Origin of the sequence: Nonomuraea longispora (assembly GCF_004348345.1) — a bacterium.
GTDB lineage: Bacteria > Actinomycetota > Actinomycetes > Streptosporangiales > Streptosporangiaceae > Nonomuraea > Nonomuraea longispora.
Genome location: NZ_SMJZ01000208.1, coordinates 1 through 16,066 on the forward strand (window position 1 = coordinate 1; position 16,066 = coordinate 16,066).

The window sequence follows — 16,066 nt, forward strand, 5'->3', positions numbered from 1 at the left end:
AGGTGAGGGTGGAGCAGGGAGCCGGGTAAGAGCACGATCGCGGTCAGACCGGCTTTGTGCGATCGCAGCTCCACCCGTACGCCGTGCCGCTGCGCCAGCCGGGCGACCACGAACAGCCCCATGCGGCGGGAGACCGACACGTCCACCGTGGGCGCGCGGGCGAGCCGGGCGTTTGCCTGTTCGAGCTCGTCCTGGGTCATGCCGATGCCGGTGTCGTCGACGGTGAGCACGAGCCCGCCGCTCTCCATCGTCCCGGTGGCGACGGTGACGCGGGTCTCGTACGGCGAGAAGGCCAGCGCGTTCTCGATCAGCTCGGCCAGCAGGTGGACGATGTCGTTGACGGCCTGCCCGGAGACGGCGACGCCCTCCGCGAGCTTGGCCACGACGCGCTCGTACCCTTCGACCTCGGACAGGGCGGCGCGCACCACGTCGGCCAGGCCGACCGGCTCGTTGTACCGGCGGGGGGCGTCCTGGCCGGCCAGGACCAGCAGGTTCTCGTTGTTGCGCCGCATGCGCGTGGCCAGGTGATCGAGGCTGAACAGGCCGGCCAGCCGCCGCTCGTCCTGTTCGCCCTGCTCCAGCCCGTCGATGATCTGGATCTGGCGTTGGACCATGGTCTGGCTGCGCCTGGACAGGTTGACGAACATGGCGTTGACGTTCGCGCGCAGCCGGGACTCCTCGCCGGCCAGCCGGATGGCCTCGCGGTGCACCTCGTCGAACGCACGGGCGACCTCGCCGATCTCGTCGCGGGAGTCGACCCCGATGGGCGGCGGGACGAGCCCCGCCTGGTCGCCGCGCTCGCGCAGCAGGCGGACCGTCTCCGGGAGGCGGGCGCCGGCGATGTGCAGGGCCTCGGTACGGAGCCTGCGCAGCGGGCTGACGAGTGACCTGGCCATGATGGCCGTGATGATCAGTACCGCGAGCAGCAGCAGGAGGCTGTAGGCGGCGGCCAGGAGCGCCTCCTGGCGGGCGGCGTCCTTGAGCGTCCTGCTCTGGACGTTGATCTCCTCGCCGATCCGGCGCTGCATGGTCCAGATGCCGTTCACGGAGCCGCTGCTCGCCTCGAACCAGTGGTCGGCGTCGTCCTGGCGCTCCGGCTCGATGTCGATGCGGTCGCCCTCGGCGGCCTGGGCCAGCGCGCGCAGCCGGATCACCTCGGCCCGGTCCACCAGGGTGCCGGTGACGGTGTCGTCGTAGAGCTGGCGCTGCTCCGGCGTGGCCACCGCCCTGAACACGGTGACCTCGCTCTCCTGGCGTGCGCGGGCCGCGATGAACCGGTCCAGCTCGCCGCTCTGGAACCGCCCGGCGGCGGCCGCTGCGGCGAGCAGGCCGCGCTGTTCGGAGGCGGCGTCGTACGCCTTGGACAGGGCGGAGAGCGCGGCCACGTCGCCGGCGAGCTCCTCCTGGTCGCCTCCCTTGCCGATCTGGTCGTGGAACTGGGCAAGCACGGCGATGATCTGGGAGTACTTGGTGACGGTGGGCAGGGCGAGCAGTTCGGAACCGAGCACGGTGTTGCGGGTGGCGGCGATCTCCGGCAGGCGGCTGAGCAACTGCCGGGTGAGGGCGGACGCGCTCTCGCCGTACGCGGGCGTGATGGCGGCGGCCTTGTCGCGGAAGTCCTCCGCGGCGGCGTCCACGGGGCCGAACTGCGTGCGCAGCGGCTCCTCGCGTTCGGGGGTGCGGCCGGCGGCCACGTAGTGCACGGCGAGGTCGCGTTCGAGGGCCAGCTGGTGGGTCAGCTCGGTGACGGAGGCGCTGAGCTCGGATTTGTCCATGACGCGCTGGTACTGGCTCGCCAGATTCCACGACGTGATGACCTGCTGCGCGCCGACCACGATGCTGACCCCGGTGGGGATCACGATGAGGGCGATGAGCCGCGACCGTACCCGCCAATCCCGGAACCGGAATTTGCGCCGTCCCTTTTCCCCGTTGCGGCCATGCGGCCTCGACGGTGAAGGCGGGTGGGGACGGTGAACGTCCGCAGGCGATCGATTGCTCACTGGCTCCACTCTCTGGCCTACGTACACGCCGGCATCGGCGCCTGATGCGTACCCCGAGATGAATGGCAATTTCAACACACGCCAGGCAGGTAGCGCCAACCTTACAAACCACCTGACTGCCTGGAAAGGATGACTAACGTCAAATCGGCCCCAGCAGAGCAGAGACGTCATGAAAGCCGGACAGTAACCGACAATCGGCGATGTTTCACTGCGTTCCGCCCGAGAGACTATTCATGGCTTTCGCGCCACTCCTGCTGTACGATCACCGCCTGCCTCCCATGACCCCGAAGCACGAAAACGCCTCGGCCAAGGAGAACCATGCGACCCGGGCCAGCCTTCCGCGCGTGCGTGGCGCTCGCCGCCACGATCGTCCTGACCGCATGCTCCGGCGCCGGCGAAGGACCGTCCACGGGCGGCCTGGAGAAGACCGCGCTGACGATCGGCGTCAGCCCGACGCCCTCGTCGGCTCCGGTGTTCATCGCCGACCGCAAGGGCTTCTTCAAGGAGGAGGGCCTGACCGTCAGGACGGAGGTCATCCAGGCTCCCCAGACCGTCATGCCGAAGATCCTCAACGGCTCCATGGACATCTTCAAGGGCAGCTACGTGTCTCTGATCAACATCCAGGACAGTGGCGCGGCGAAGATCAAGATCCTCCACGACAGCCTGGCGGCCGCGCCCGGCATCGCCGGGGTCGTGGTCATGAACGACTCCCCGCTGCAGGGCCCGAAGGACCTCAAGGACAAAACGATCGCCGTCAACTCGCTCGACAACCTGGGCACGATGTCGATGAGCGCCCACCTGAAGGCCTACGACCTGCCTCCCGAGCAGGTGAAGTTCGTCGTGGTCAACTTCGAGGCACAGCTGACCGCCCTCAAGCAGTCGCAGGTGGACGCCGCGTGGATGGTGGAGCCGTTCCTGTCGGCCGCCCAGCAGGCGGGCGCGCGACTGCTGCTCGACACCAACACGGGTCCCACCGACGCGCTGCCGATCGACGGCTGGGCCGCGACGGAGGAGTGGACGGCCCGGCACCCGAAAACCGTCGCCGCCTTCCAGCGCGCCGTGTCCAAGGCCCAGCGCCTGGCCGCGACCGACCGCACGGTGCTGGCCGAGGTCGTCCCGCTCTACACCCAGACCCCGAAGGAGGCGGTGATGACCATGGCGATGGGGACGTTCCCCACATCGTTGAACGCCACGCGCATCCAGCGGGTGGCGGACCTGATGCACGAGTTCGGCTACCTGAAGGCGAAGGTCGATGTGGCCTCGATGGTCGTGCCCATCCCTGAGCAGTGACGCGAGCCCGCCCGCTCGCGGAAGGAGGGCTCAGCCGCCCCAGCCCGGCACGGCCATCCTGACCGAGAGGGCGTGTTCGACCAGGTTGATCAGCGCGCTCTTGACGGAGTCCTTCGACCTGGCGTCGAGGCGCACCATCGGGATGTGCGGGGCCAGGGTCAGAGCGTCGCGCACTTCGGCGTCGCTGTGCGGATATTGTCCGTCCCAGCCGTTGACGCCCACCACGAACGGCAGCTGCGCCTCCTCGAAGTAGTCGATGGCGGGGAAGCTGTCGGCCAGACGGCGGGTGTCGACCAGCACCACGGCGCCGATGGCACCGCGCACGAGGTCGTCCCACATGAACCAGAACCGGTGCTGCCCGGGCGTGCCGAACAGATAGAGGATCAGGTCACGATCGAGGGAGACCCGGCCGAAGTCCATCGCCACGGTCGTCGTCGACTTCAACGGCGTCATGCCCAGATCGTCGATGCCCTTGGAGGCGTCCGTCATGACGGCCTCCGTGGTCAACGGCATGATCTCCGACACCGCGCCGACGAACGTCGTCTTGCCCACCCCGAAACCTCCGGCCACCACGATCTTGGTGGAGGTGAGGCCGGGACTAGAGCCTGCGAAGTCCACTGAGCACCCTTTCGAGCAGATTGACGTCCGGCCTACCCTCATCCAGCTGCGGCTGGTGCACGCGGACCAGACCTTCGGCGGCCATGTCAGCGATCAGGACCCGTACCACGCCGAGCGGGATCCGCAGCAGGGCCGACACCTCCGCCACCGACCGGACCTGCCGGCACAGTTGACTGATCGCCTGGTACTCCGGCGTGATGTGCGAGAACTCCCGCTGCTCGGCGGTCGCCGAGGACACGAGGGCCTCCATCGCCAGCTTGACCCGCGGCGCCGTCCGTCCGCCTGTCACCGCGTACGGGCGGACGGGCGACGCCGGGTCAGGGTTCAGCTGCGACTGGGACTGGGGCTGAGGCGGAGGCACCCAGTCGCCGCTGTTCCATCGGGGGTCTGTCACCTACATCACCTGGTCTGGCTGGCGCGCAACTCCGCACGCACAGCCGGAGTCAGCACCTGACCGGCGCGATCAACCATCAGCGTCATCTGGTACGCCACCAACCCCATGTCACAATCCGGAGCCGCCAGCACAGCCAGACACGAACCATCACTGACCGACATGATCAGCATCAACCCACGCTGCATCTCCACGATCGTCTGATTGACCGCACCCCCCTCGAACACCCGCGCCGCACCCTGCGTCAAACTCACCAGGCCCGACGCGATGGCCGCCAGCTGATCCGCCCGATCAGCGGGAAACCCCGACGACGCCGCCAGCGGTAATCCGTCTGACGAGACGACCACCGCGTGCGCGACCCCGGGGACGGTGCTGACGAAGTCGGTGATCAGCCAGTCGACTCCGCGTGCCGCGTGACTCAGGTCCCTCATGCGTCCTCCTCCCTGTTGTTGTCCGCCGGGCCTGAGGGGAACGCCCTGCCCTCGGTGATGTCATCACGTGCCGCCCGGAACCCCTGCTGGAAGCTGGAGAGCCGGCTGCGGATCCGGTCAGGTGACACCGACGGCATCGGCGTCACCCCCTTCGGCGACGACGAGGTGTCCGCCGAGCCGGGCACCAGGTTGGCCTTGGGCACCCGCTTGGGCAGCCCTGCGGCCGTCGATCCGTTACGCACTGGCTCCACCACCGCTTCCGCCGCGCTCCAGCCCTCGTCCGCCTTGGACGGGCCCCAGCTTGCGCCGCTCCCGTCGCGGCCGAACCAGGCGGATTCGACAGCGGCGAAGATCGGCAGGTAGTCGTCACCGCCGGAGGCGGGTGGGGCCGCCGGGATGGAACCCGCCGTACCCGGGTCCGGATCCTGGTGGTCGAACCCCGGCCGCTGCGGCGGCATCGTGTCGTTGCTCCAGCCGCCCGGCGGGGGCTCGGGCACTGGCCGCCTGGGCAGACCGCGGTCGCCGTTCAGCGCCGGGCCGCGGTGCGAGTTCCACACGTCGGCCCCGTCGTAGCCGAGCGGCGCCTGCGGCCAGCCGCCGGGCTCGGGCTGCCAGGGAGCCGACGGGGGCCAGGAACCGCCCGGGTCCGGGTTCGACGGGAAGGACGGGTGGCCCGGCCCCAGCTGGTACGGCGCCTGCGGCCAGTCCGTGGCCGGCGGCGCGGGGTGCGGGCCGGAGTACGGCTCGTCCCTGGGCCCGCCGCTCGCCGCGCCCGCGAGGGCGGGAGGCTGGTTGCCGGAGAACGCGGGAGGCTGGTTGCCGGAGAAGGACGGTGTGCCGGTGAGGGGCGGCGCCTGCGTGCCCAGCATGTTCTCCGGGATCAGCACCATCGCGGTCAGCCCGCCGGAGCTGTGCGGGCGCAGTTGCACCCGGATGCCGTGGCGGTGCGCCAGGCGGGCGACCACGAACAGGCCCATGCGCCGCGACACCGACACGTCCACGGTCGGCGCGTCGGTCAGGCGCTCGTTGGCCTGGATCAGCTCCTCCTGCGTCATCCCGATGCCGGAGTCGGTGATCGACAGCATCACGCCGCCGCCGTCGATCCTGCTGCCCGACACCGTCACCCGCGTCTCACGCGGCGAGAACGACAGGGCGTTCTCCACCAGCTCCGCGATCAGGTGAATGACGTCGTTGACCGCCTGACCGGCCACCGACACACCATCGGGAACCTGCAGCACGACCCGCTCGTAGTTCTCCACCTCGGACAACGACGCGCGCGCCACGTCGACCAGCTTGACCGGCTGGCTCCAGCGGCGCGGCGGGTCCTGACCCGCCAGCACCAGCAGGTTCTCACTGTTACGCCGCATACGCGTGGCCAGGTGGTCCAGCTTGAACAGGTTCCCGAGCCGCTGCTCGTCCTGCTCACCCTGCTCCAGACCGTCGATCAACGTGATCTGCCGCTCCACCAGCGTCTGACTACGCCGCGACAGGTTCACGAACATCGCGTTCACATTGCTGCGCAGCCGCGCCTCCTCACCCGCCAGCCGCACCGCCTCACGATGCACCTCGTCGAACGCCCGCGCCACCTCGCCGATCTCGTCGTGGGTGTCCACGCCGATCGGGTCGACCGGCGGGACCGTTCCGTCCCCACTTTCGCGCAGCTCGCGCACGGTACCGGGCAGGCGGTTGCCCGCGATGTCGAGCGCCTCGCCGCGCAGCTTGCGCAGCGGCCTGATGAGCGAGCGGGCGATGAGCGAGATGATCGCGAGCACCACGAGCAGCAGCACCAGGATGAAGCCGCCGGAGATCAGCGCCGAGCGGTTGGCGCTCTCCTCCAGGGCCCTCGCGCGCAGGATGACGGAGGAGGACAACCCCTTCTCCACGGCGCGCAGCGCGTCGATCTTGCCGGTGCTGACCTCGACCCACGTGGCCGCGTCCTGGGCGGGCCGACCACCGATGCTCAGCTCCTTGCCCTCGGCCGCCTGGGCCATGGCGCGGAGCCTGAACAGGTCGGTCTGGTCGACGTCCCGGCCCACGACCGTGTTGCGGTAGAGCTCCAGCTGTTCGAGGTTGGCCAGCGTGGCGAACAGCGTCGTCTCGCTCTCCTCGCGCGACTTGGCGTCGGTCAGCGCGTCGAGCTCACCGCTGTCGAAGCCCTTCCTGTCCAGCGCGCTGGCCAGGATGCCGCGCTGCTTGGACGCCTGCTCCTTGGCCCTCGCGATGGCGGCCCGCGAGCCGGCGCTGCGTGACACCTCGTCGTCCACCGCGACCTGGCCGACCTGGTCGTGGAACTGCAGCAGGGTCGCGATGATCTGCGAGTACTTCTGGATCATCGGCAGGGGCTGGATCTTTCCGTTGACCGCCGTGTCGCGTACCGTCCTGATCTCGTCGAGGCGGCGCAGCACCGGTCGTACGGCGTCGGCGTGGGTGTCCGTTATCGCCGCCGCCCGCTCCTTGGCCTCCTCGATGTGCCCGTCCACCGCGCTGTAGGTGGTGCGCAGCTGGGCCTCGCGGTTGTCCGGCCGGCCCTGGGCGATGTAGAGCGCGGTCTCGTCACGTTCGAAGGACAGCTCGTGGGTGACGGCGCCGAGTTGCTGGCTGAACTCGGCGACCTCTCTGAGGGTCTGATAGGTGTTGGCGTCACTGAGCGAGGTGATCACGTTCAGTCCGCCCAGACCCACGGCCACGGCCGTGGGAACGACGATCAGCGCGACGAGCCGTGACCGTACGTGCCAGTTGCCCAATCCAAACCTTTTGGAACTCGGCTGGGGCAACCGTCGCTTCTCATGCCCGTGCGGCTCGCGGTCGGCGGAAGCTTCAGCGCTCTGCGTTCTCACTTGCCTTCGCAACCTCTCGCCTGGAGGGGGAATTCTCGGTGGCCGTGCAGGTTATTGCAGGTGGGGAAATATGAACGTCCAGATAGGCGCCATTTGAGCACAGGGGTCGCCAAGGGCCAACCACCATCAGTGCCCATATGGGGTGTTTATCCCCTAGTGTCCAGAAAATTGCGCAGAATCGGTACAGGGCCTCTCATCAGGCGAAATAGGCAATAGAGGGCCGCCCGCGGGCCACCTCTTGACTCGCAGAAAGAATCGAATAGCATGCACCATGCGCTACTGAGGTCTCGCCTTCACCTCCAGTCCCAAAACGGACATTCTTTCGGGCGCGTATCGGTCGCCAGAATTTCACGATAGAGCCGGAAACAGACATTGCAACCACAAGTGTTGTTCTCGCGATAATGACCACTAATTTGGTGCTACCGTCGATCTCTGTTGTGCGTCAGGCACGCAGCCATCCGGGAGCAGAAGCCCTCGGTTCCCCCCTGGCTCCATCTGAAGGGAGTCCCTGACATGAGGCTTGGCCGTCCCGCCAGGACCGCCATCATCGGGATCGCTCTGATACTCGGTGTCGTGGCGTGCAGCACAGGCGGTTCAACGACCGCCAGCGCGCCATCGTCCGCACCCGCCAACGGCGGCCTGGAGAAGACGGAGATCAAGGTCGCCACCCTGCCCGCCATCGACAGCGCAGCCCTCTATGTGGCCATCGACCAGGGACTCTTCGAGAAAGAGGGCCTTGAGGTCACCCCGCAGGTCGTCCAGGCCTCCCCCGAGGCCATCCCCATGATGCTGAACGGCGAGATCGACGCCATGTTCGGCAACTACGTGTCGATGTTCGCCGCCCACGACAAGGGCTCGCTCAAGCTGCGGATCCTGGCCGAGGGTTCGCGCGCCTCCCCCGACTCGCTGAGCATCATGGCGCTGCCCGACTCGCCCATCAAGGCGCCGAAAGACCTCGAAGGCAAGACGATCAACGTGAACGTCCTGCACAACTTCCAGGAACTGGCGCTCACGCAGGTGCTCAAGGCCAACAACGTCGATCCGGCCACGATCAAATACGTCCAGGTGACGTTCCAGAACATCATGCCGTCGTGGAAGGGCGGCCAGATCGACGCCGCCTACCTCGGCGAGCCGATGGTCACCGCCGCCACGGCGTCCATGGGCGCCCGCAAGATTCTCGACCCCGCGTCCGGGCCGGCCGCGGAGTTCCCGATCTCCGGCTACGTCGGCACGCAGGAGTGGTACGACAAGAACCCCAAGGCCGCCGCGGCGTTCCAGCGGGCCATCCACAACGCGGGCAAGCTGATGGAGAACAACCGCGAGGTCGTGGCCAAGGTGCTGCCGACCTTCACCCAGATCAACGCGGCCACGGCCGCCACGGTCACGTTCCCCTACTTCTCCAGCAACGACAATCCGGTCCGCCTCCAGCGGGTGGCCGACTGGATGCTGGAGGCCAAATGGCTGTCCAAGGCGATCGACGTGAAGTCCCTCATGTCGCCCACCACGTCGGGGTGAGCGCCCAGACCCTGTCCCGTGCCCGCCCGGCGTCCACGACCACCCGCTGGTCGCGCCGGGCGGCCGGGGCGCTCGCCTTCGCCGCCCTGATCGAGCTCACCAGCCGGACCGGCCTGGCCGATCCGGAGTTCCTGCCGCCGGCCACGGAGATCGTCGGGCGGGCGGTCACGCTGCCGGCCGATCCGGCCTTCGCCGGGCACGCCCTGACCAGCCTGCTCGCCTGGGCGATGGGCCTCGGCATCGCGGCGGCCATCGCGGTGCCGCTCGGGCTGCTGCTCGGGAGCGTACCGATCATCGACGCCGCGATGCGCTCGGTCGTCGAGTTCCTGCGGCCGATCCCGTCGGTGGCGCTCATCCCGCTGGTGGCCCTCGTCATCGGCACCGGGCTCCAACTGCGTGTCACGCTGGTGGTCTACGCCTCGCTCTGGCCCATCCTCTACAACACGATGTACGGCCTGCGCGGCGTCGACCCGCTCGCCAAGGAGTCGCTCAGGTCGTACGGCTTCGGCCCCCTGGCGGTGCTGCTGCGCGTGTCGCTGCCGTCGTCGGCGCCGTTCATCACCACCGGGGTCAGGCTGGCCGCCGGGGTGGCGCTCATCCTGACCGTCAGCACCGAGATCGTGGCCGGGCGGGGCGAGGGCATCGGCGTGTTCATCTTCTTCGCCGGGATCTCCGTGCCCGCGCGGATGATCGACATCATGGCCGGCGTGTTCTGGGTCGGCCTGTTCGGGGTCGTGGTCAACGCGCTGCTGGTGGCCGCCGAGCGGCGGGCGTTCCGCTGGCACCACGCGCAGTTGGGAGAGCGGCCATGAGGCGCAGCGGAGCGCGCACGGCCAGGCGCAGAGAAGTGGGCACGACCATGAGGCTCAGAGGAGTCCGCACGGCGGCGTTCCGCTGGGTGGTGCTGCTTGTGCTCGTGCTCGTCTGGGAGGCGGTCACGCGGCTGGCGGGCAGCACCTTCTTCCCGCCGCCGAGCGCGATCGTGCTTCGCATGCACACCATGTGGTTCTCGGGCCCGATCGGCACGTTGTTCCTGACCGACGCGGCCGTGGAGAACATCCTGCCGAGCCTGGGCAGGATGGCGGCGGGGTTCGCGGGTGGCGCGCTGGCCGGGGTCGTGATCGGGCTCGCGGTGGGACTGTCGGCCAGTGCGTACGACTATCTCGACGGGGTGCTGCAGTTCCTGCGGGCGATCCCGCCGCCCGCTCTGGTCACCGTCTTCCTCGTGCTGTTCGGGTTCGGGCTGCGCATGCAGCTGGCGTTCATCATGTTCAGCATCGTGTGGCCGGTGCTGCTCAACACCGCCGACGGCGCGCGTTCGGTCGAGCCGTTGCACCTGCAGACCTGCCAGTCCTTCCGGCTGTCGCGGGCCGAGTTGCTGCTGCGGGTGGTGGTGCCGTCCACGCTGCCCAAGATGTTCGCCGGGCTGCGGCTGGCGCTGTCGCTCTCGCTGATCGTCATGGTCTTCTCCGAGCTGCTGCCCGGCACCACGAACGGCATCGGCTTTCAGATCACCGACGCCTACTCCACCTTCGACCTGCCCGGCATCTGGGCCGGCATCGTCCTGCTGGGGGTGCTGGGCTATGTGCTCAACGAGCTGTTCCTGGTCGTGGAGCGCCGGATGCTCGGCTGGCACCACACCGCGCAACAACTGGCGGCCCCGTGAGCGTGTCTCCCCATGACGGTGGCGCCCGTGAAAGACTGAGATCGCGTTCTCAATAGGTTACCTAACCGACATGTCCGGCAATTTACCCTTCGATAATGTTGTCGTCCCGGCTCCGCAAGAGCCTCCCTGCACTCCGCGGCCTCGCCCCCAAGGACATCCATTGCTCGAGATAGACAACCTCTCCCACGTTTACGGCGGCGGAAGCCCGAACGAGCACCACGCCATCGACGGGCTCAACCTGAGTGTCGCGGCGGGAGAGCTGCTGTGCATCGTCGGCCCCTCAGGATGCGGGAAGTCGACGCTGCTGCGCTCGATCGCCGGCCTGATCACCCCGACCGGAGGCGAGATCAGGGTCGAGGGAGACGTCGTGCGCCAGACCCCCGACAACCTGGCCGTCGTCTTCCAGGACTACAGCCGCTCGTTGTTCCCGTGGATGTCGGTGGCCGACAACGTGGCGCTGCCCCTGCGCCGCAAGAACATGGACAAACGCCGGCGCCGCGAGGCCGCCCAGGAAGCCCTGGAGTCCGTCGGGCTACAGGACGCCGGGCGCAAATACCCGTTCCAGCTCTCCGGCGGCATGCAGCAGCGGGTGGCGATCGCGCGGGCGCTGGCGTACCGGCCGACCCTGATGCTCATGGACGAGCCGTTCGGCTCCGTCGACGCGCAGACCCGCGAGGACCTGGAGGACCTCGTGCTCAAGGTGCGCGGCCACCACCAGATGACGATCGTGCTCATCACCCACGACATCGACGAGAGCGTCTACGTCGGCGACCGCGTGGTGGTGCTCTCGAAGGCCCCGGCGCACGTCGTCGGCGACCTCAAGGTGGAGCTGCCCGCGCCGCGCGACCAGATCTCCACCCGCGAGCACCCCGACTTCGTGCATCTGCGCGCGGAGGTCGGCCGCCTGGTCCGAGGCCACGCGACCGTGTGAGTCCGCCGGGTCCCGTGTTGCTCGCCGCTTTGGCTGTTCGCCGCTCGAAAAACCCCCCATACTTTACGGCTGCGCCAAGGTCACGCCAGCCGCCGCACGGGGCTGAGGGCCTCCAGGGAGACGCCCGCTGACCCGCACGGGGCCGGCCCCGTCACGGCGCTCTGTCGACCGGTTACGTGGTTGTACTCCAGCCCGTCAGCGAATGTCGGCCTATTCTGGACTTCGTGGCGGATGTGTTGGCAGGCCGGGGCTGCTCGTGGGAGTTCGAATCCGAATTTCTCCGTATCAAGCCTGAAAACGGAAAAGCGCCCAAACTTCTCTCAGAACTCGGTGAGCGGGTGGTGCCTTACGAGGCGATCGCCAAGGTCACCCTCACCCCCGGCAAGCGGGGCACGGTGGTGCTGCGGGCCGAACCCCGGCATGGCGCCGATCCGTTGATGGCCGCCGCGGCCGGGCAGCTCAAGGAGTCGGCCGACCCCTACAGGCTGGTGCTGTCCGCCGACAAGGAGTCACTCGCCGATTACTACGCGGAAGAACTGCGTTCGGCCCTCACCGGCCGCGGCCCCGCCGCCGGTTTCCTGGTCGCCGGCCCGTTGCCACCACGCGCCTTCAAGGGCTGGGACGGCTCGGCCGCCTTCGACGGCGAGACCATCACCCTCACCTGGTTCTGGTCGGGAGCGACGTCGGCCAAGTACGCGGCGGGCGACCAGCGTTACGTCCCCGCGGACCTGGAGGGTGTCGAATGGCACGCGCCGGAAGGCGCGAGCGGATGCCTGCGGCTGTTGGTGCGCGGCCGCCGGCCGCCGCCCGAGCCCGACAAGGACCCTGCCTCCGTCGTCTTCGGGTTGGGCTGGGGCTCCACTCACAAGTCGCTGCCCTTCGCCGCCGCCGTCCTCGCCTCGATCCCCACCGCCGTCCCGGCCCAGGAGGCGAAGGAGCTTCCCTCGGCCGTGTCCGACGTGGCCGGGCTGATCGCCAAGCTCGGCGAGCTTCGTGACGCGGGGCTGCTGACGGAGAGGGAGTTCCAGGTCAAGAAGGCGGAGCTGCTCTCCCGCCTATGACCCCGCCGCCCCCGTAACCACCTCACCACCTCACCGTCACCCGAGACCGGCCACCGGAACTCGCCACGGGCGTCGCTCGAAACCGGCCACCACAACCGGCGTTGCCGGCATGACTCGGCGGTCGGCCATCCAGCCTCACCGCGTGCCGCCGGTGCGCGCCTGACGCTCACGTGAGGCTCCGGGTCACACCAGTTCCAGGCCGCCGTCGACGGTGAGGACCTGGCCGGTGATCCAGGTGGCGGCTGGGTCGGCGAGGTGCACGATCCAGGCGGCGACCTCGTCCGGCTCGCCACGGCGGCCGAGCGGGATGCGGGCCGCCTCGTCCCGCTTGATCTGCTCGACCGTCTCCTGAGGCAGCCCGGAGGCGGCCAGCGCCTCGCTCTCGGTGGGGCCGGGAGCCAGGGCGTTGACGCGGATCCCGTCGGGCGCGAGTTCCAGGGCCCAGCTGCGGGTCAGCTGCTCCAGGGCGGCCTTGGAGGCGGCGTAGTGGGCGGCGCCTGGCAGCGGGCGGTGCCCGTACGTGCTGGAGACGTTGACGATCGCTCCGCGGGCGGCCTTCAGATGGGGCAGCGCGGCACGCGCGAGCAGGCTGGGCGCGGTGACGTTGAGCGCGAACAGGGCCCCGATGCGCTTGGCGTCGGTCTCGGCCAGCGGCATCATGGCCGTGGCGCCGGCGCTGTTGACGAGCACGTCGAGGCGGCCCCACCGCTCGATCGCCGCGCCGACGACCGTGCCGGGCGCGTCCTCGCCGCAGACGTCGGCGGCGAGGACGGCGATGCCGGGATGCTGGTCCGCGGTCTCCCGCAGCACGTCGGCGCGGCGGCCCACCCCAAGCACGTACGCCCCGGCGCGGGCGAGGGCGAGCGCGGCGGCGCGGCCGATCCCCGTCCCGGCCCCGGTCACGATCACTGCTTTGCCCTCCAGCGGCCCGCCAGGTCGATCGGTCACGACGCCCCCCTATGTTCGATGTTCGTGAAACGTCGAACAAGCTAGCATGGACGTATGCAGAAGGCACATCATCCCGAGTTGGGCGAGATCGCACTGACCGAGGTGATGGGCGCGCTGAGCGACCCGATCCGGGTCGGGCTGGTGCGCGTTCTGGCCGACGGCCGCGAGCGCGGTTGGGGCCAGCTACGCGCTCCGGTGGCCAAGTCGACGCTCAGCCATCACCTGCGCGTGCTGCGCGACGCCGGGCTGACCCGCACCCGCCAGGAAGGCACCCGCTGCTACGTGACCCTGCGCAGAGACGACTTACAGGCCCGCTTCCCCGGCCTGCTCCAGGTGGTGCTCTCAGCGATGGAGATCGACGACGTGGGTTCCCAGGTGGGCCTGCGCGACGGGGCGGATCCCTGATTTCCCGGCGTGGCCGCCGCCCGCTGGCCTCTCGCGCGTGAAGCTCTCCTTCACGGTGGGCGAGGCGGAGCAGCACCGCGTCGACTTCTCGTTCAACCAGGCCGATGGGCGCGATGGGCGCGATGGCATGGTGGGCAGGGGGGAGCGGGCGCCCGGCAGGTCGCCGCCCCGCATGGACGGCGGTGAGCGCAGGGGGCGCGGCCCGCCGCCCCGGTCAGGCAAGGGTGGCGGGCCGTTGGGGTCGTCTAGACCGGGCTGTGCATGTGGCGCGTCAGGGCGTGCTCGACCAGTGTGATCAAGGTGCCCTTGACGGATTCGCGCTGCCGGGCGTCCAGTCGCACGATCGGGATGTGGCCGCCGATCGACAGCGCCTCGCGGATTTCCTCGTCCGCGTGCGCGAACTGCCCGTCCCATCCGTTGACGCCGATCACGAACGGCAGCTTGGCCTCTTCGAAGTAGTCGATGGCCGGGAAGCTGTCGGCCAGACGGCGGGTGTCGATCAGCACCACGGCGCCGATGGCACCGCGCACGAGGTCGTCCCACATGAACCAGAACCGGTGCTGCCCGGGCGTGCCGAACAGATAGAGGATCAGGTCACGATCGAGGGAGACCCGGCCGAAGTCCATCGCCACGGTCGTCGTCGTCTTGTTCGGCGTGAGCGAGACGTCGTCGACGTGCGCCGAGGCGTCCGTCATGACCGCTTCGGTGGTGAGCGGGAGGATCTCCGACACCGCACCCACGAACGTCGTCTTCCCCACGCCGAAGCCCCCGGCCACGACGATCTTCGTCGAGGTTAGGCCGGGGCTAGAGCCTGCGAAGTCCACTGAGCACCCTTTCGAGCAAGTTGAGGTCCGGCTTTCCCGCGTCCAGCGCAGGCTGGTGCACGCGGATCAGGCCCTCCGACGCCATGTCGGCGATCAGCACCCGGACCACGCCGAGAGGCTGGCGTAAAAGGGCGGAGATCTCGGCAACCGACCGGACGTTCCGGGTCAGCTGAATGATCGCCTGATACTCCGGACTAAGTAGGGAAATATCTTGATATTCCGACGTCACGGAGGACACCAGGGCCTCCATGGCGAACTTCATCCGCGGCGCGGTGCGCCCCCCGGTCACGGCATAGGGCCGTACCAGGGAACTAGGTTTCTGCGGACGGGGAGCCGCCGGATGCGGCGGCGTACTCTCGCCAGCCCAACCCTGACCTGACACCATGTTCTCCTGTCACCGCCCCCTAGCGGGGACGGGCCGCTTGCAGCTCCGCGCGCACGGCCGGAGTCAGCACCTGGCCCGCCCGCTCGACCAGCAGAGTCATCTGGTATGCCACCAAACCCATGTCACAGTCCGGTGCGGCCAGAACAGCCAGGCAGGAGCCATCACTGATGGACATGATCATCAGGAGCCCTCGCTGCATCTCGATGACGGTCTGGGTCACCATACCGCCCTCGAAGACCCGTGCCGCTCCCTGGGTCAAACTGATCACACCTGACGCGACCGCGGCGAGCTGGTCGGCCCGGTCCTTGGGGAAGCCCTCGGAAAAGGCCAGCGGCAGCCCGTCGGACGAGACCACGACCGTGTGAGCGACGCCGGGCACGTTGTTCACGAAGTCCGTGATCAGCCAGCTGATGCCGCGCGCTCCCTGGCTCATTTCTCTCATTTGTCCTCCTCATTTTCTTCTCCGCGGGTGAATGCTCGGCCTTGCCGGACACCCTGCTGGAAGCTGGAGAGCCTGCTGCGCAATCGCTCAGGTGAGATCTGCGGCGCCGGTGACGTGGCCTGAGGCTCGGCCAGGCTGGCCGTACCGGGCACCAGGTTGGCTTTGGGGACGCGACGGGGCAGCCCCGAAGCCGTCGTGCCGGACTGCGCAGGCTGCGCGGCGGCCTGCGCTGCCTGGAAGCCGGAGTCCGCGGGTGAGGACCACGACGCGCCCGCGCCCGACTGCCCCGGCTTACGCTGCGGCAGCTTGCCCGGTGTCTGCG

Annotated in this window: 16 protein-coding genes and 1 pseudogene; 7 read left to right on the forward strand and 10 right to left on the reverse strand. The window is 68.9% G+C overall.

The window, feature by feature from the left end:
- On the reverse strand, nucleotides 1-1,859 hold a 1,859-nt coding region (locus E1267_RS36230; protein WP_165959994.1), incomplete at its 3' end, for a sensor histidine kinase.
- 459 nt (nucleotides 1,860-2,318) lie between these two features.
- Here E1267_RS36230 and E1267_RS36235 point away from each other — a divergent pair.
- Nucleotides 2,319-3,290: an ABC transporter substrate-binding protein gene (locus E1267_RS36235; RefSeq protein ID WP_132339569.1), complete on the forward strand. Its 972-nt coding sequence runs from the start codon at nucleotides 2,319-2,321 to the stop codon at nucleotides 3,288-3,290.
- Between the two features lie 30 nt (nucleotides 3,291-3,320).
- Here E1267_RS36235 and E1267_RS36240 read toward each other — a convergent pair whose 3' ends face one another.
- The 4 genes from E1267_RS36240 to E1267_RS36255 are packed head-to-tail and all read right to left on the reverse strand — an operon-like array spanning nucleotide 3,321 to nucleotide 7,474.
- Nucleotides 3,321-3,908: a GTP-binding protein gene (locus E1267_RS36240; protein ID WP_132339571.1), complete on the reverse strand. Its 588-nt coding sequence runs from the start codon at nucleotides 3,906-3,908 to the stop codon at nucleotides 3,321-3,323.
- The gene (locus tag E1267_RS36245; RefSeq protein WP_132339593.1) at nucleotides 3,889-4,269 is read right to left on the reverse strand and encodes a DUF742 domain-containing protein; all 381 of its coding nucleotides are present in this window, start codon (nucleotides 4,267-4,269) and stop codon (nucleotides 3,889-3,891) included. The genes E1267_RS36240 and E1267_RS36245 overlap by 20 nt, the downstream gene beginning before the upstream one ends.
- A 38-nt stretch (nucleotides 4,270-4,307) precedes the next feature.
- Nucleotides 4,308-4,730 carry a roadblock/LC7 domain-containing protein gene (locus tag E1267_RS36250; protein ID WP_132339573.1) on the reverse strand — a complete coding sequence of 141 codons (423 nt, stop codon included), beginning with the start codon at nucleotides 4,728-4,730 and terminating at the stop codon, nucleotides 4,308-4,310.
- Nucleotides 4,727-7,474 (reverse strand): sensor histidine kinase, encoded by a 2,748-nt coding sequence (locus E1267_RS36255; protein WP_132339575.1) that lies wholly within the window; start codon nucleotides 7,472-7,474, stop codon nucleotides 4,727-4,729. The genes E1267_RS36250 and E1267_RS36255 overlap by 4 nt, the downstream gene beginning before the upstream one ends.
- A 606-nt stretch (nucleotides 7,475-8,080) precedes the next feature.
- On the opposite strand from E1267_RS36255, the gene E1267_RS36260 reads away from it, so the two are divergent.
- The 5 genes from E1267_RS36260 to E1267_RS36280 all read left to right on the forward strand — a co-directional run bounded on the left by E1267_RS36260 (nucleotide 8,081) and on the right by E1267_RS36280 (nucleotide 12,740).
- Nucleotides 8,081-9,082, forward strand: a complete 1,002-nt coding sequence (locus E1267_RS36260; RefSeq protein ID WP_132339577.1) for an ABC transporter substrate-binding protein — start codon at nucleotides 8,081-8,083, stop codon at nucleotides 9,080-9,082.
- Nucleotides 9,079-9,894 carry an ABC transporter permease gene (locus E1267_RS36265; protein WP_246064476.1) on the forward strand — a complete coding sequence of 272 codons (816 nt, stop codon included), beginning with the start codon at nucleotides 9,079-9,081 and terminating at the stop codon, nucleotides 9,892-9,894. Before E1267_RS36260 ends, E1267_RS36265 begins: the two co-directional genes overlap by 4 nt.
- A complete protein-coding gene (locus E1267_RS36270; protein WP_132339581.1) occupies nucleotides 9,891-10,748 on the forward strand; it encodes an ABC transporter permease in 858 nt (285 codons plus the stop codon). The genes E1267_RS36265 and E1267_RS36270 overlap by 4 nt, the downstream gene beginning before the upstream one ends.
- Nucleotides 10,749-10,908: 160 nt before the next feature.
- Nucleotides 10,909-11,679: an ABC transporter ATP-binding protein gene (locus E1267_RS36275; RefSeq protein ID WP_132339583.1), complete on the forward strand. Its 771-nt coding sequence runs from the start codon at nucleotides 10,909-10,911 to the stop codon at nucleotides 11,677-11,679.
- A 233-nt stretch (nucleotides 11,680-11,912) separates the two neighbouring features.
- Nucleotides 11,913-12,740, forward strand: coding sequence for a DUF4429 domain-containing protein (locus E1267_RS36280; protein ID WP_246064478.1), 828 nt, complete (start codon nucleotides 11,913-11,915; stop codon nucleotides 12,738-12,740).
- Nucleotides 12,741-12,923: 183 nt separating this feature from the next.
- Here E1267_RS36280 and E1267_RS36285 read toward each other — a convergent pair whose 3' ends face one another.
- A complete protein-coding gene (locus tag E1267_RS36285) occupies nucleotides 12,924-13,688 on the reverse strand; it encodes an SDR family NAD(P)-dependent oxidoreductase (protein WP_132339587.1) in 765 nt (254 codons plus the stop codon).
- A 54-nt stretch (nucleotides 13,689-13,742) separates the two neighbouring features.
- Between E1267_RS36285 and E1267_RS36290 the strand changes: the two genes are divergently transcribed.
- Entirely contained in the window at nucleotides 13,743-14,093 is a 351-nt protein-coding gene (locus E1267_RS36290; protein ID WP_132339589.1) for an ArsR/SmtB family transcription factor, read from the forward strand.
- Nucleotides 14,094-14,338: 245 nt separating this feature from the next.
- On the opposite strand, the gene E1267_RS36295 is transcribed toward E1267_RS36290, so the two are convergent.
- The 4 genes and pseudogenes from E1267_RS36295 to E1267_RS45960 form a co-directional block, all read right to left on the reverse strand.
- Nucleotides 14,339-14,869, reverse strand: a complete 531-nt coding sequence (locus E1267_RS36295; RefSeq protein WP_246064477.1) for a GTP-binding protein — start codon at nucleotides 14,867-14,869, stop codon at nucleotides 14,339-14,341.
- 28 nt (nucleotides 14,870-14,897) lie between these two features.
- Nucleotides 14,898-15,299 (reverse strand): DUF742 domain-containing protein, encoded by a 402-nt coding sequence (locus E1267_RS36300; RefSeq protein ID WP_425465119.1) that lies wholly within the window; start codon nucleotides 15,297-15,299, stop codon nucleotides 14,898-14,900.
- A 22-nt stretch (nucleotides 15,300-15,321) separates the two neighbouring features.
- Nucleotides 15,322-15,744: a roadblock/LC7 domain-containing protein gene (locus tag E1267_RS36305; RefSeq protein ID WP_090935862.1), complete on the reverse strand. Its 423-nt coding sequence runs from the start codon at nucleotides 15,742-15,744 to the stop codon at nucleotides 15,322-15,324.
- Nucleotides 15,741-16,066 (reverse strand): annotated as a pseudogene (locus E1267_RS45960) (hypothetical protein); the annotation flags it as partial. The pseudogene E1267_RS45960 and the gene E1267_RS36305, both read right to left, overlap by 4 nt.